General features: G+C 61.5%; 12 protein-coding genes and 1 pseudogene. 9 read left to right on the top strand and 4 right to left on the bottom strand.

Annotated elements, in window-relative coordinates:
• The first annotated feature begins 2 nt into the window (after positions 1-2).
• The gene (locus tag BMY84_RS25730; protein WP_093087761.1) at positions 3-1,526 is read left to right on the top strand and encodes a cytochrome c; all 1,524 of its coding nucleotides are present in this window, start codon (positions 3-5) and stop codon (positions 1,524-1,526) included.
• Positions 1,527-1,606: 80 nt separating this feature from the next.
• The gene (locus BMY84_RS25725; RefSeq protein ID WP_093087760.1) at positions 1,607-3,028 is read left to right on the top strand and encodes a carbohydrate porin; all 1,422 of its coding nucleotides are present in this window, start codon (positions 1,607-1,609) and stop codon (positions 3,026-3,028) included.
• Here the strand turns inward: BMY84_RS25725 and BMY84_RS25720 are convergent.
• Positions 3,018-4,016, bottom strand: a complete 999-nt coding sequence (locus tag BMY84_RS25720; protein ID WP_093087758.1) for a LacI family DNA-binding transcriptional regulator — start codon at positions 4,014-4,016, stop codon at positions 3,018-3,020. The genes BMY84_RS25725 and BMY84_RS25720 overlap by 11 nt on opposite strands.
• Positions 4,017-4,355: 339 nt before the next feature.
• Between BMY84_RS25720 and BMY84_RS30260 the strand changes: the two genes are divergently transcribed.
• The 4 genes and pseudogenes from BMY84_RS30260 to BMY84_RS25705 all read left to right on the top strand — a co-directional run bounded on the left by BMY84_RS30260 (position 4,356) and on the right by BMY84_RS25705 (position 7,131).
• On the top strand, positions 4,356-4,541 hold the full coding sequence (locus BMY84_RS30260; RefSeq protein ID WP_218147035.1) for a phage integrase N-terminal SAM-like domain-containing protein: 186 nt from the start codon (positions 4,356-4,358) through the stop codon (positions 4,539-4,541).
• A complete protein-coding gene (locus BMY84_RS30255) occupies positions 4,541-4,972 on the top strand; it encodes a tyrosine-type recombinase/integrase (RefSeq protein ID WP_218147034.1) in 432 nt (143 codons plus the stop codon). The genes BMY84_RS30260 and BMY84_RS30255 overlap by 1 nt, the downstream gene beginning before the upstream one ends.
• Positions 4,972-5,214, top strand: a complete 243-nt coding sequence (locus tag BMY84_RS30925) for a tyrosine-type recombinase/integrase (protein WP_218147033.1) — start codon at positions 4,972-4,974, stop codon at positions 5,212-5,214. The genes BMY84_RS30255 and BMY84_RS30925 overlap by 1 nt, the downstream gene beginning before the upstream one ends.
• 360 nt (positions 5,215-5,574) lie before the next feature.
• Positions 5,575-7,131, top strand: a pseudogene (locus tag BMY84_RS25705) (ISL3 family transposase).
• Between the two features lie 820 nt (positions 7,132-7,951).
• On the opposite strand, the gene BMY84_RS25695 reads toward BMY84_RS25705, so the two are convergent.
• Positions 7,952-8,926 carry an SDR family NAD(P)-dependent oxidoreductase gene (locus BMY84_RS25695; protein WP_093087755.1) on the bottom strand — a complete coding sequence of 325 codons (975 nt, stop codon included), beginning with the start codon at positions 8,924-8,926 and terminating at the stop codon, positions 7,952-7,954.
• A 122-nt stretch (positions 8,927-9,048) separates the two neighbouring features.
• On the opposite strand from BMY84_RS25695, the gene BMY84_RS25690 reads away from it, so the two are divergent.
• The 3 genes from BMY84_RS25690 to BMY84_RS25675 all read left to right on the top strand — a co-directional run bounded on the left by BMY84_RS25690 (position 9,049) and on the right by BMY84_RS25675 (position 11,073).
• Complete coding sequence (locus tag BMY84_RS25690) at positions 9,049-9,639, top strand: TetR/AcrR family transcriptional regulator (RefSeq protein WP_093087754.1); 591 nt, start codon at positions 9,049-9,051, stop codon at positions 9,637-9,639.
• A 360-nt stretch (positions 9,640-9,999) separates the two neighbouring features.
• The gene (locus BMY84_RS25680; RefSeq protein ID WP_093087750.1) at positions 10,000-10,254 is read left to right on the top strand and encodes a hypothetical protein; all 255 of its coding nucleotides are present in this window, start codon (positions 10,000-10,002) and stop codon (positions 10,252-10,254) included.
• A gap of 234 nt (positions 10,255-10,488) precedes the next feature.
• Complete coding sequence (locus BMY84_RS25675) at positions 10,489-11,073, top strand: TetR/AcrR family transcriptional regulator (protein WP_093087749.1); 585 nt, start codon at positions 10,489-10,491, stop codon at positions 11,071-11,073.
• Position 11,074: 1 nt separating this feature from the next.
• On the opposite strand, the gene BMY84_RS25670 is transcribed toward BMY84_RS25675, so the two are convergent.
• Together BMY84_RS25670 and BMY84_RS25665 are read right to left on the bottom strand one after the other, a co-directional pair.
• A complete protein-coding gene (locus BMY84_RS25670) occupies positions 11,075-12,862 on the bottom strand; it encodes a CocE/NonD family hydrolase (protein WP_177204207.1) in 1,788 nt (595 codons plus the stop codon).
• Between the two features lie 8 nt (positions 12,863-12,870).
• Positions 12,871-13,593 carry an EthD family reductase gene (locus BMY84_RS25665; protein ID WP_093087746.1) on the bottom strand — a complete coding sequence of 241 codons (723 nt, stop codon included), beginning with the start codon at positions 13,591-13,593 and terminating at the stop codon, positions 12,871-12,873.
• Positions 13,594-13,598 lie beyond the last annotated feature (5 nt).

The raw sequence follows: 13,598 nt of genomic DNA, 5'->3' as shown, positions 1-13,598 counted from the left end.
GCATGTCGCGTCGTCGCCTGACCGCGCGTCACGCAGTCCTGTCCGCCGCTGTCGCGTGCCTTGGCGCGGCCCTCGGGATCGCGCACGCTGCTTTTCCCGAAGTCGCTCATGAGGCTGCAGCCCCGCGCCCCGCATCTTCGGGCGATGCCGTCGCTCGCGGAGCCTATCTCGCAACGGCCGCCGATTGCGCCGCCTGCCATACGCCTGCCGGTGAGAATGCGCCCTTCGCCGGCGGAAACGTGATCGATTCCCCGATGGGGAAGATCTACGCCACCAACATCACGCCTTCAAAGAAGTACGGTATCGGCAACTGGAGCCAGGCAGATTTCGCTCGCGCCGTGCGCGAGGGCGTCACGCCCGGCGGCCAGCATCTCTACCCAGCGATGCCGTACGATTCCTATCGCGAGATCACCGACACCGACATCGCCGATCTCTACGCTTACTTCATGAAGGGCGTGAAGCCGGTCGAGAAGGCAATGGCGCACAAGACCGAATTGTCATTTCCTTTCAGCCAGCGCTGGCTGATGTCGGGGTGGAACATGCTGTTCCTCAAGCAGGACCGGTTCAAAGCGAAAAACGGCGAGAGCGCGCAGATTACCCGTGGCCGCTATCTGACCGATGCCCTTGCGCACTGCGGCACCTGCCACACGCCGCGCAACGCCATGATGGCGAATGACAACGGCTCCTATCTCGGCGGAGCGGCGTTTGGCGGCTGGATCGCTCCCAATATCACTTCGGACAAGGTTTCGGGCGTAGGTGCGTGGAGCGATCAGGAAATCGTCGATTTCCTGCGCAATGGCAGCACGCCAGGCAAGGGTGTCGCCGCGGGCGCCATGGCCGAGGCCGTCGAGCACAGCTTCCGTCATCTCCAGCCTGATGATCTGCAGGCTATCGCCGTCTACCTAAAGTCGGTTCCTGCCAAGACCACCCCCGGGCAGGACAGGGCCGCTTTCGCCTATGGCGAGGAGCAGTCGAACCATTATGATTTCGACACCAGAATGGCAGGGCGCGTCTCTCGCGAGATCCGCGCCGGTGAAGCGGCGAAAGCGCCGGTGATCAAGGACCGCGCGAGCTACGAGACCATCGACGATGGCGCGGTGCTGTACGGTGCCACTTGCGCCAGCTGTCACCAGCTTGCCGGCAGCGGCACCAAGGATAATTATTATCCTTCGCTCGTCCACAGCACAGCGACCGGCTCGATCGATCCGAACAATCTGGTGATGACGATCCTCGAAGGCGTACATCGTCAGGGCGCCAACGACCATGCCATGATGCGCGGCTTCAAGGATGATCTGAATGACGCACAGGTCGCCGCGATCGCGAACTTCGTGACCTCGCACTACGGCAACCCGGATGCAAAGGTGACGGCGGAACAGGTCACAGTGCTGCGTGACGGCGGTGAGAAGCCGCTGATCGCCAGACTCGGCGCGTGGCTGATTATCTTGCCGGCGGCGGGCGGCCTCGCGGTCTTGGCGCTGCTGGTTCGCTGGTATCGCCGCCGCAAGCTCAGACAGCCTCTCGCCTAACGCTTTTTGGGCACCTGAACGATCCCGGCGTAGACCTCAGTCCACGCCGGGATTCTTGCAACTCAACTATCGGATCGGCAATGCCTGACATGGAAGCAGAGGCGAAATCGCCTGCGCGTTATCGCCATCTTGGCGGATTGGTCGCCGGAATGACGATCGCCTTCGCCGCACCCGTGCCAGGCGCAGCATTCGCGCAGCAGGTCAAACTGGGCTCCGTCGGGACGAAGGGCGATGCCGGGCCTGTCGCGGCGACGGCGCCCATAAATGGCGAACCTGTCTCGCCCAAGCCCGCCACCGGTTTCGGACTGACCGGGGACTGGGGCGGTCTGAGGACCAACCTTAAAGACCGCGGTGTTGATATCGACATCTCGTTCCTGGGCGAACTGGCCGGCAATATCCGCGGCGGCGAACGGCACGCGGTCACGCAGGTGATGGGCTATGTCCTTGGCACCACCATCGACATGGACAAGTTCGCAGGGGTCGAAGGCGGCAAGATCCAGTTAGCGCTGAGCAAGCGCTCTGGCTACAACCTGATGGACAAGGCGGGCATCTCGATGCTGCTCCAACCGCAGGCACTATATGGTCGTGGCCAGACTTATCGTCTTTCGGAGCTGTGGTATCAGCAGCGCTTCGGTACGATCGCATCGATCAAGCTGGGGCGCGTGAACATGGGCGAGGATTTCGCAACCCTGCCATGCGACGCTTCCAGCCTGGCGCTGTGCGGCGCACAGATCGGCAACCTTGTGGGCGATTACTGGTTCAACAGCCCGGTCAGTCAGTGGGGCACCGTTATGCGGCTGACGGCGGACGATCTTTCGATCATGACCGGCGTCTACGAGTACAATCCGAACAATCTGGACAACGGCATCGCGCTCAGCCACGGCGGCGCCAAGAGCGTCACGGTGCCGGTCGAGTTGGGGCTGCGCTCCCATCTGGGAGCTTCGCGTCTCCCCGGTCTCTACCGCGTCGGCGCTTGGTACAGCGGCGCGAGAGCGGACGACGTGCTGACCGGCGTGGACGGGCGGCCGTTCGCGACGAGCGGACTCGATCCGATCCGGCGCGAGGGCCGTTATGGCGGCTACCTGCTGATGCAACAGCAGTTGACCGGCCGGTTCGTCGATGACGGCAATGGTCCCCGCACCACTCACGGCCTGACAGCCTATCTGAACTTCACGCAGACGGACCGCCGCACCACCCGGCTGGAAAATCAGGTAGGTCTCTGGCTGAGCTACATCGGCATTCTGGCCAATCGCCCCGACGACGATTTCGGGCTGAACATGGCGCGCACACACGTCAATCGCCGCGCGTCCTATTCGGACCTGCTAGCCAGCCCGGATACTCCGCGGGCCGGATCAGAATATGCGATGGAACTCTATTACGGGGTTCACATCCGCAACTGGCTGATCCTGCGGCCCAGCGTCCAGTATATCGTCAATCCGGTGGGCATATCGAGCGAGCGCGACCTCGTCATGCCGGGACTAATCAGCTCCATCACTTTCTGACCGGAGGTGGTCCTACCGAGCGGCGGATGCGCAGTTCGACCGGGATCATGACCCCCGGCACGGGTTCGTTGCGCAGGATCGCCTGCAGGGCGTGCAGCGCGGCACTGGCCTGTTCAACGGGATTCTGGCGCAGGGACGTCAGCGAGATCATCTCGGTGGCCGCCAGCGGCGTGTCGTCGAAGCCTATGACGGAGATATCATCGGGCACCCTTAGGCCGCGTGTATGAAGGCCGTTCATCGCGCCAATGGCGATCAGATCGTTGTAGGCAAAGATCGCCGTGGGCGGCCGGGACCGAGCCAGAAGCGCGTCGGCGCCGTTTCGCCCGGTCGTGGAATCGGGCGGTCCGGCATATTCCATCGGTTCCAGCCCCGCCGCCGCCATCGCTCGGCGATAACCCTCGGTCCGCCCGATCGCCCCGGCAGTGATCATGCTGCCGATGTGCGCGATCCGGCGATGACCAAGCCCGACCAGATGTTCCACCGCCTGCGCAGCGCCGCCTTCGTCGTCCACGCTGATCGAATGAACCGAAAGATGTCCAGTACGACGGCCAATGAAGACGCATGGCATTTGGCCTGCCATCTTCAGGATGGCGTCGTCGCTGTGCGGGGTCGAGATCAGGATCGCAGCGAGCGACCGCAGGGCGATCAGGCGCTCAGCTTCTTCCAGCGCGGAAGCATCATTGATCCCGCGCATCGAGATGATGGCATCGAAGCCCGCCGCCAGCAACTGCGTTTCGATGGCACTGGCAAGGCTGATGTGGAAGGGGTTGTCCGGCTCTCCGATCACCACTCCGACGATGGTTGTGCGCGCGCTGGCGAGGGTCCGTGCAGCGATGTTCGGTCTATACCCCACGGTCCGAGCGATTTCCGCGATGCGCGCACGGGTTGCCTCCTTGACACCCGGGTCCCCGCGCAACGCACGTGAAACTTGCGCACGGGACATGCCGGCGGCAGTCGCCACGTCGTGCAGGGTTGCGTACTGCTTCATCTGACCTTTTCCAAACAGTCTCTAAAGCCAGCGGTTTTCCGCCCTACGACGATCACAAGATAAGCCAGGAATGCCGGCGGTAGAGCAAACATAGACAGCCCGAGTAGATCCGCACTAAAAATGGCTTTCGCAAACATTTCGCTGATGTCGCATTATCGATGGGATGATGCAATCTTCGAGGACGCGCTTTGTCCACGCCAGCAGTCATTACTTTGGCAGAAGCATGATTTTTAGGATTGAAATAACCCTCTGACGCGGGAGAGGGCGGGCCTTGGCTAGAATGGCTTCCTGATCAGATGATTTGGTTGCTGGACCAATCTTCAATCAGGAGACCATCCCATGACTGACGCCACGGCAGCGGTAAGCCCGCTGCGTCGTCATATGATCGACGATATGAGCCTGCGCAACCTGTCGCCTCCAACGCAGCGATCCTACATCCACGCGGACAATCGGTTCAGCCGCCATTTTAGCCGTTCACCTGAGCTGCTGGGCCTGGAGGATGTCCGTGCTGTAAGGTCTATCTGATGTTACAGCGCATTTCGTGGGGCGCGCTTAACCAGACAGTCTGCGCTTTGCGCTTATTCTATGGCGGGACCCTGGACCGGGCAGAGATACCGGAGCGGATTGTCTACGCGCGTACGCCACGCAAACTGCCTAGCATCCTGAGCGCCGACGAAGTGGTGCGCATCCTGGAGGCCGTGTCATCACTGACGGCGCGCGCCGCGCTCACCACAGGCTATGCAGCCGGACTGCGTGCCTCGGAGGCGGTGAGCTTGAAGATTGCGGATATCGACAGTGACCGGATGCTGATCCAGATCCGTCACGGCAAAGGGGCCAAAGACCGCACGGTCATGCTGTCACCGCGCCTGTTGAGCATTCTGCGGGCCTACTGGCGTCCTGCAAGACCTGAAGGCTGGCGTTTCCTGGGCGCGCCGGCAAGCCGATCGACGTCCTAGTGCTTAATGCGGCCTGCCGTTTTGCGACGCAGGCGGCAGGCTTGGTCAAGCGGGTTAGAGTGCATACACTTCGCCACAGTTTCGCTACTCACCTGCTTGAGAACGGCACGGATATCCGGATCATCCAGGTCTTGCTCGGGCACAGCAATCTGTCGCCGGCGCGCTACACGCATGTGGCGCGAGTACTATCGCAGGGCAGGATCTACGCGAGATCATCACGCTGGAAGCGCAATCGAAGGTAACGTTTTTCAAGGCGAACGGCCCGCGCGAAGGCGCCATCGTCAACGAATTGTTCGAGGATGAGGCGGGCCCGTTTCTATTGCTACCTAGGCTTACGCGGCCAGCAGCCAGGCGGTCCCGAGGAGCAGACCGAGAAGGCGCAGTTCGACAGTGACGAGGGCCCCTCTCGACCCTCAAGCGCACCCGCGAGCTGCTGGCCAACGGTAAGGTCTGACTTGGCGGACTGAAAGGCGGGCCGCTCCATCGTGCAGCCCGCTGTTGGCGGGCCACCTGTGTGAATCGGCGTGCAAAAAGGGCTCTGACTCAATTTTGATGCAATTATCTGCCTGAATGGCTTCGTTTTCCACGTTGGGAGCAACGCCATGCAGAAAGCACTACGACCTTCCTCGGTGATCCCACCGGGGTTTACCATCGTGGCCTCGTCAATCGCCGACGATGGTGCAACGATTCTCGTTCGTAGCTCTTCGCCGACCAGCCATTGCCCAAAGTGCCGCAGCGTCAGTTGCCGCGTTCACAGCCGTTACCGGCGTCAGATCTCGGATTTGCCCTTGGCGGGCCGCGCCGTAAAACTGATGGCCGATGTCCGCCGTTTCCGGTGCGACACTGTGTCATGCGGGCAAAGGATCTTCGCGGAACGCTTCGCTGATGGGGCTGTTGCTCCTTAGGCACGGCGCACGGGCCGACTGGAAACACTGGTTCATCACCTCGGTCTCGCGCTTGGAGGTCGGCCCGCAGCCAGCTTTGCGCGGCGGCTGATGCTCCCTGTCAGCAATGACATGCTGCTCCGCGTCGTAAGACGCCGGGGAACCCCACCGTCTCCGGCTCCGACGGTGATCGGCATCGATGACTGGGCCTGGCGGCGCAATCAAAGGTACGGCACGATCATCTGCGATCTCGAGCGGCGTCGGCCGATACGTCTGCTCCCGGACCGGGAACCAGCGACCGCCCAGGCATGGCTCGCAGAGCAGCCGCAGGTGGCGATAATTGCCCGCGATCGCGGCGGCGCTTATGCCCGCGCGGCGGCCAAGGCGCTGCCGAATGCTGTGCAGGTCGCCGACCGCTGGCATCTCATGGAAAACGCCAGCCATGCCTTCCTAGACGCGGTGCGCCGGTCGATGCGGCAGATCCGATGCGCGATCGGTGCGATGTCGATCAAGCCTGAGCTGCTCACGGCGGCCGAGCGGCTGCAATACGAAGGATATCTTCATCGCGAAGAGACCAATGCCGCGATCCTCGCGCTCTCCAGGGACGGTGTGGGGATCAAGGAGATCGTGCGCCGCACCGGCCACAGTCGCGGCACGGTGCGGCGGGTCCTGCGCGGCGAGCGCAGCGACGTGTTCAGGACGCGAGAAACATCCCTTGAGACCTATCTGCCATGGCTGGATCAGCAGTGGGCGGCGGGTCGCCACAATGGCGCAGCACTGTGGCGCTCATTGCAGGCACAGGGGTTCCGGGGATCGCTTCGCGTCGTCACAGAGTGGGCAACACGCCGAAGGCGAGCCGACAAGGTAGATGCCGACACGCTGCAGCGCGTGCCTTCAGCCAGAACCATAGCGCGGTTGATGACGATCGAGCGCAACGATCTCACCAAGGCGGAAACGCTCACCGTCGCCGCCGTCGAAACCGGCGTGCCATCGCTTGTCGAGGCACGGCAGATCATCGACGGGTTCCACCTTATGATCCGCCGGAAAGCGGGAGCCGATCTCGATCCATGGATAATCCGAGCACGCGCCAGCCTCGTCGCATCGTTTGCAAACGGCGTCGCCAGGGACATTGCCGCCGTTCGAGCCGCAGTGGTCTCCCGATGGTCGAACGGCCAGACTGAGGGGCAAATCACCAAGCTCAAGCTGGTCAAACGTCAGATGTACGGCCGCGGAAAACTCGACCTTCTCGAGGCCCGGCTGATCGGCGCAACTTGAGCACCGATCATCAAAACTGCGTCAGACCCCCTTTTGCGCGCCGATCGGGGGTCTCGTTTGCACGCCGATTGACAGGCGGAGGCGGCACGGTGCCTTCAAGGAGCCTGATCTTCACCCAGTACCTGAACGCCTTCGCATTGCCCTGATAGCCGGCCTCGGTCACTTCGCGGTAAAGGTGGGTGGCGTTGCGACATCCTTCTTCCCATTTTCGGAAAATCGGCAAAATCGTGAGCAGGATGATGCCATTCGCGCTGCCAGAGGCCCGGGTGCTTTGCTAGCAGCCATTGCCGAACCGTTTTGCGATCAAGCCCGGTTTGACAATGATTGCCGAAATCGTGGAGCCCTTTGCACGCAGTTCGGCCAGCTTGCCGTAGGCGGACATGCGCGCGACCGATTGATTCTTCGACGTTCGAGCGAATTTTGCCGTAGCCCGGCGTAGATGATTGCTCGCCAAGCTAAATTGCGCCCGTGGAATGCGGCTTTGCCAGCGACTTACCGATCTCGCAGACTAGGCGATATCGCCGCTCGACTGCGCCAAGCAGGATATCGGAGCAGCTGCTATCCCGCAGATTATGGACGGGCTTACAAGTCTGCCTCTCCCCCACGATCCACACCACAGACTTTTTCCCATAGACCAGTGGTTGGGGCCCCTCGGGTTCCTCCATGCCAGGATTCCGTACGCAAGTGCTCGAAATCCTTAGACGAAGCCGCCGTTCCCGGTGCCGACGTCGAAGGTCGGCTCTCGGCAGCAGCCGATATTCGCAGTTTTCCCTCGTTTTCAGCCGGAATGCGCAGGTGATGCAGCTGGAGCGATTTAACGTTAGCTCTCCAATGATTGAAGAAGACGCTCGCTTTCGCGCCATAGTGCGAGGGCGCGCTCTGGATTGACGGCGTATGCGTAGAGACCTTCCATAGTAGGGTCACTTTGCCCCTCATCTATGATCTGGGCGATATGGCAATTTTCGCAGTATCGTCCACCAACAGCATCGGCAGCGGCCACGAAACCGGCCCAGACTGTTGTCGCAGCGCCTTGGGGAATGGATTTCCACGCGAACAGCCGTTCGCCTGCCGCTGCCTTGCGCTCATTTAACTCGTCGAGCATTGTATTGAGTGCGGCGAGATCGAGATGCCGCGCAAGCTCGGTTTTGATCACGCCAGGATGAACCGAAACCGCGCGAACGCCCCGATCTCGATGGCGTCGATCGAATTCCACCGCGAAGAGCAGGGTCGCCGTTTTCGAGCGTCCATAAGCCATATCGGCGTCATAGGGCGTGCGCTGCCAGTTAAGGTCATCCAAATCGATATCGGAAAATCGGTGTGCGGCAGACCCCAGCACCACAAGGCGGCCACCGGGTACGATCAGCTCGGCTACGCGACTGGCGAATTCGAAATGACCCAGATGATTGGTCGCGAACTGCAGTTCGAAGCCGTCCACGGTCCGGTTGAACGGCGTAGATGCCACCCCAGCATTGTTGATTACCACGTCGAAGCGCTGGCCAGTCGCCACAAAGGCATCCGTACAGGCACGGACGCTTGCGATAGAGGCAAGATCCAGCTGGACCAGCTCGATGGAGCCGCCCTTCCGTGCGTCTGCAATCGCTGGTTCGATGGCTTTGCTTGCTTTGGCTAAGTCACGCGCTGCGCCGACGACATGCGCTCCACGCGCCATCAGCGCACGTGCTGTCTCGACACCGAGACCGGCTGAGACTCCCGTTATGACGACATGCTTTCCAGAGAGATCGATGCCTTCGAGCACCTCGTCCGCGGTCGAAGTCTCGCCGAACGCCGTCGTCATAGTCATTTCCTTGCATTGTCATCGCCATAGGACGTTGTCACTTTGGTCATTGTGAAATAAACATAAGTGATAGTGACACTCCGTTTATATACGGAGCCGCACTCCGTTAACAAGGTGTTTCCATGCGTGCTGAATTGCAGAATGTACGGCGCAAGCCTCGAGCGGATGGCGAGCGCAATCGCGCAGCGATCCTGGAAGCGGCACGTCGTATCTTCGGTGAGCGGGGATCCGAGGTTAGCCTCGATGCCATTGCCCAGGCTGCGGGTGTTGGAAATGGCACCCTCTATCGGCACTTTCCGACGCGCGGCGCATTGATTGATGCGGTGTGCAGTGACGACGCACGGGGCCTGATCGCCGCCGCCGCCGATCTGGCGCGTGACCATCTCCCGCTGGCTGCGCTGCTGCTCTGGCTAGATTTCTTCATCGATCACATTGCGGCAAAGAATGTCGTCGTCGAGGCAATCAGCGCTTTGGTCGTGCCGGCTACATCCGATGAAGGCGTATCCGGGGCCGAAGTTCGCTCGGCCTTTGTTGGCCTGTTCGATCAAGTCGTGAAGGGAGGCGAAATCAAGGTCGAGTTCGACCCGCTCAACTTGCTGCGCGCTGTATCCGGGCTGTCGCTCGTCAATGCTGATTCAGTCTGGGCAGATGACGCCAAGCACCTCGTCCGTGTGCTTGTCTCAGGTTTGCGCGAGCCATTGCCTACGATATAAATATGATGGCGTGATCGTCGCCCTTTTTCCACCGACTGCGTGCTGGGAGAGCCCGGATATTTGAACTGTCATCAGGTGCATCGACCCGGCGAACTGATCAGCAGGGCCCCGAACAACCGGTGCCAGACCCCGGTTGGCCGCGATTGAATCGGTTATAAATGGTGGTGTGGAGGCCGTAGTGCGCCGGCAGATCGCGCCACGGCGATCCCGGCCTTGACACCGGGCAGACTCCGTCGCCGGAAGCTGACTCGCGACCTGAGGTCATGCGACTTTCGATCATCGCTTTGCTCGCGCCATCAAGCCGCGAGATTGCATCGACCAGAGCAGTTTGTCGAACCCTGTAGGGCTCAAAGCAACGGCATGGTCGAACGCTTCAATGGCCGCGTCGCCCGTGAAGTGTTGGGCATCAACATTGCCGGCCATGCCGATCTCAAATTCCTGCTGAACGGCGTCACCCAAGCCTATAATCGAGGACGGCAGCGCGTGTTGCAGGCCACCACACCACGCCAGAAGGTGGAAAAACGCATCGGCCTGATCCCCTCGCTAGCCAATCTTCTTTACAGGCCTGCGGCGCCAGACGATCTTATGGCCCAAGTCGACGACGTCCGAGATTAAAGCCAATGATGTGTCGCAATCAGACAGCTAATCCATTAACAGATTGATCGGCCCAATCAGCGGCTGCCGTTTAAGGCCGGTTTGATTCTCCGCCGCTTTTCAGCGAGTGTTATACATCAATGCTGCAATCGGATCGCGATTGCGCAAAGGGGGTTGCGCCCCGACCGTCGCGCGATAAGGCTCGAAAAATATTGCGATCGCACCCGTGCGCGCAGAACATATAAGAGGGCTTAGATGGCACAGGTGAAAAAGGACGATATGCGCAACGCCATTCTGGCGGCGGCATTCGATCTCTTCTCCGAACGTGGCTATGCATCGACGACCGTATCGGCCATCGCGAGGGCGGCAAGCATGACGGTCGCCAACCTTTACGTCTATTTCCCGTCCAAGATCGTGCTGCTGTACGCTGTCTACCGGCCTTGGCTGCTGGCGAAGCTGGAGGAGGCAGAGTTGACGGTCATGCGCTATCGCACGCCCGAAACCCGACTGCGGCGCCTCATCCTGGCGCTGTGGCGCGACATTCCCTCGACCGACCATGGCATGGCGAACGCGCTGGTTGAAGCGCTGGCCACCACCCCGCCCGACGACAAGAAGCCCAATGATCTGCTTTTGAGCGTCGAGGACTATCTGACGAACCTGCTGGTCCAGATCCTGCCCAAAACGCGCTGCCCGTTGGTTGAGGACGGACTGATCTCCCACATGATGTGGATGGCCTTTGATGGCTTCGCGATCAATCGCCGGCTGGGCGATGTGCGCGACATGGACCGGCTGACCGATCATTGGATCGCCATGTTGTTGGGCGATCCGGTCGAACCGTAGCTTAGCGGGCGGGACGCAACGGCACGTCGAGCCGACTTAGCCCTGGGCCCATCGCGAGCGCTACATGTGCGATCCGATTGTCCGCAGCAACCTCGTCCGCCACTGGCTTACCCGAATTGCGGTTACGCTGTTGATGGATGCTCAGCCCCAGCGGGGACACGACCAGCCTCAGCCGGGCGCCTTGCGGCAGGCGCCGGGCGACAAAATCGAACCGATGAAACGCATAGGGCAGCCGCTTGCCTATCACGACCGGCGTTTCCCGTGTTAGGCTGGTGCGATAACGAGCGCGCGCCTGATCCTGGGTTAGAAAGATCTGCGTTCCGTCTGGCATTACCGCATAGAGCGCGACGCGGATGTCAGTGTCGGGCACGTCCATGGTCAGATAAAGGTCAGCCGCCGGTATGCCCACAAGGTCTGTGGGCGCGTCCAGCGGCAGCCCGTCATAGACCAGCCCCTCCCCGTTCAGCCTTGTGACCGCGGTGGCATCGGTCAGCCAGTTTGGCGCCACCAGGTCAAAGCCCTCCACGCCTTCGTTGCGGCCCGGCACGGAAGGATCATAAACATAGCGGTCATCAGCCTGTCCAGGCGCGCGCGCCGTCAACGCGCCTGCTCGCGTGACCGCCCCCGCATTGCTGACGGGAGAACTTAGCATCAGCTTGCGCAGCGGAGCGCTCGCGGAGGCGAGGCTGGGCGCCGTTTCCCAGCGATCGGCGCCGGCGAGGAAGTAAGCGAAATGATCGGCCAGAAAGGCGGGCTTGGGTCCACGGTTAAGAATCCAGTCGAACCATTGCCGATGCAGTTCCAGCATATTGATCACGCTGGCCGCGCCCATGTCCACCCCCCCCGTCACCCGCTGTGGATTGCGCGTCCCGGGATGATCCCACGGGCCCAGGACCAGATATTGGCGATCTATCACTGCAGGTGACACAGCCAACGCGCGCGCGTCAAGATAGGCACGCAGACCTGTTTGCGAAGGGTCATAGGCACCGGTTATAGCCAATAGCGGAATGCTGACCCGTTTGAGCTGCGCGGCATCCAGAATACCGGCGTCGGTCACCGTCTCGCGCCAATAGGCGTCAATCGTAGGGTGGCGCAGATTGTTCTGCCACAAGGGACTGGGCAAGCCGACCATGCGGTCGAAATCGCGATAGGGCACGCGGCCGCTTGCCAGTTCGGCCAGCGCGCCCAGCCAGTAGGCGCGATCAGTGTAAGCCGCACGATTGGACGTGGGGCCGCTCGTATAAACCAGCCACTGCATCAGTTGCGGGAAGGGAATATTGGCCCGCATGTCGCGATCGACCGTGGTCATGCCTGCCGAGGCGGGGGCGATTGCCTTGAGCGCGGGCGGCGCGAGCGTGGCGAAGGCGAGCTGATTGCGCCCCGCATAGGACCCGCCCCACCCTACCACGCGCCCGTCTGACCCAGGCATGGTCGCCAGCCACTGGATCACATCATAGCCATCCTGCGCCTCGTGCAAGGTCGGCAGGAACGCACCGCTCGATCCGCCCCGGCCGCGCGTATCGACCGCTGCATAGACATAGCCGTGACGGGCAAACCACATGGCGACGCCATGCAGCGTATCGGCCGTGTAGGGCGTGACCGTCAGAACCACGGGCAAGCCGCCGTCTGCTTGAGCGGGTCGATAGATGTTGGCGTTGAGGCGCGTACCGTCCCGCATGGGAATCGCCACAGCCCAGTCGACCACGACGTCACGAGGCGCGGGATCCGGCGCCGCCAAGGCGGCGCTCAAGCTTGCCCAGCCCAGCAGGACGACGGCGATTCTGCGCATAGTAACGGTCATGCGTCACCTCGTGCGAAGGGAGCGAACCGTGGCCCGAAGACCGTGTCGGTCGCCATAGGAAAATGAATATTGGTGCCGCTGAACGGCGGAAACAGCGCCCGGTCGGCCTTCATCTCCTCGCGCACCGGCGAATTGAGCGCGCCTTCCAGCGCCGCGGCACTTTCGAACATGATCCGGTTGCGCTGGAAATAGGCGACGTGCCGTGCGGGCAGCTGGCTTACCCAGTCCACGCAGGAAAAGACCTCGACCTCCAGCACGCCGGGGAATGTCCCCATGATGCGCGCATGGTTAGCGAAATAATAGCGTAGCCAGACGCTCAGATCTTCGGGCTGGCCAGGATAGTGGACCAGATAGCTGCATGGCGTGATGTCATCGGGCATATCAGATGCCGGCGTTGCGAAGGGCCGGGTCCACATCGCCTGCTGCTCCACTTCGGCGGCGGCAAGCGAGGGGAATAGCCCGCCGAACAGCGAAGCCAGCGCCCCACCTTCAGCAGCCGCCGCCTCCAGCGTCTGAAGTTGTGGGAAATAAAGTTGCAGCGTCAGCATCGGCGACGGGCCGTCGTCAAAATAGCGATCGCGCGCGATGTCCGGAGTGAAGAGATGGGCGCGGTGCAAGCCGGGAACGGACCGTACAAGGGCGGCGACGCGATCATGCTCGCGGACACTCAACCGTCTTGCGGCATCGGGATGAACGAAGGTTAAAAACAGCGAGAACATGATCG

The sequence above is a fragment of the Sphingobium sp. AP50 genome, from assembly GCF_900109095.1.
Classification (GTDB): Bacteria; Pseudomonadota; Alphaproteobacteria; order Sphingomonadales; family Sphingomonadaceae; genus Sphingobium.
The sequence above is the reverse complement of the archived record's forward strand: the minus strand, read 5'-3'. Positions and strand labels throughout refer to the sequence as shown.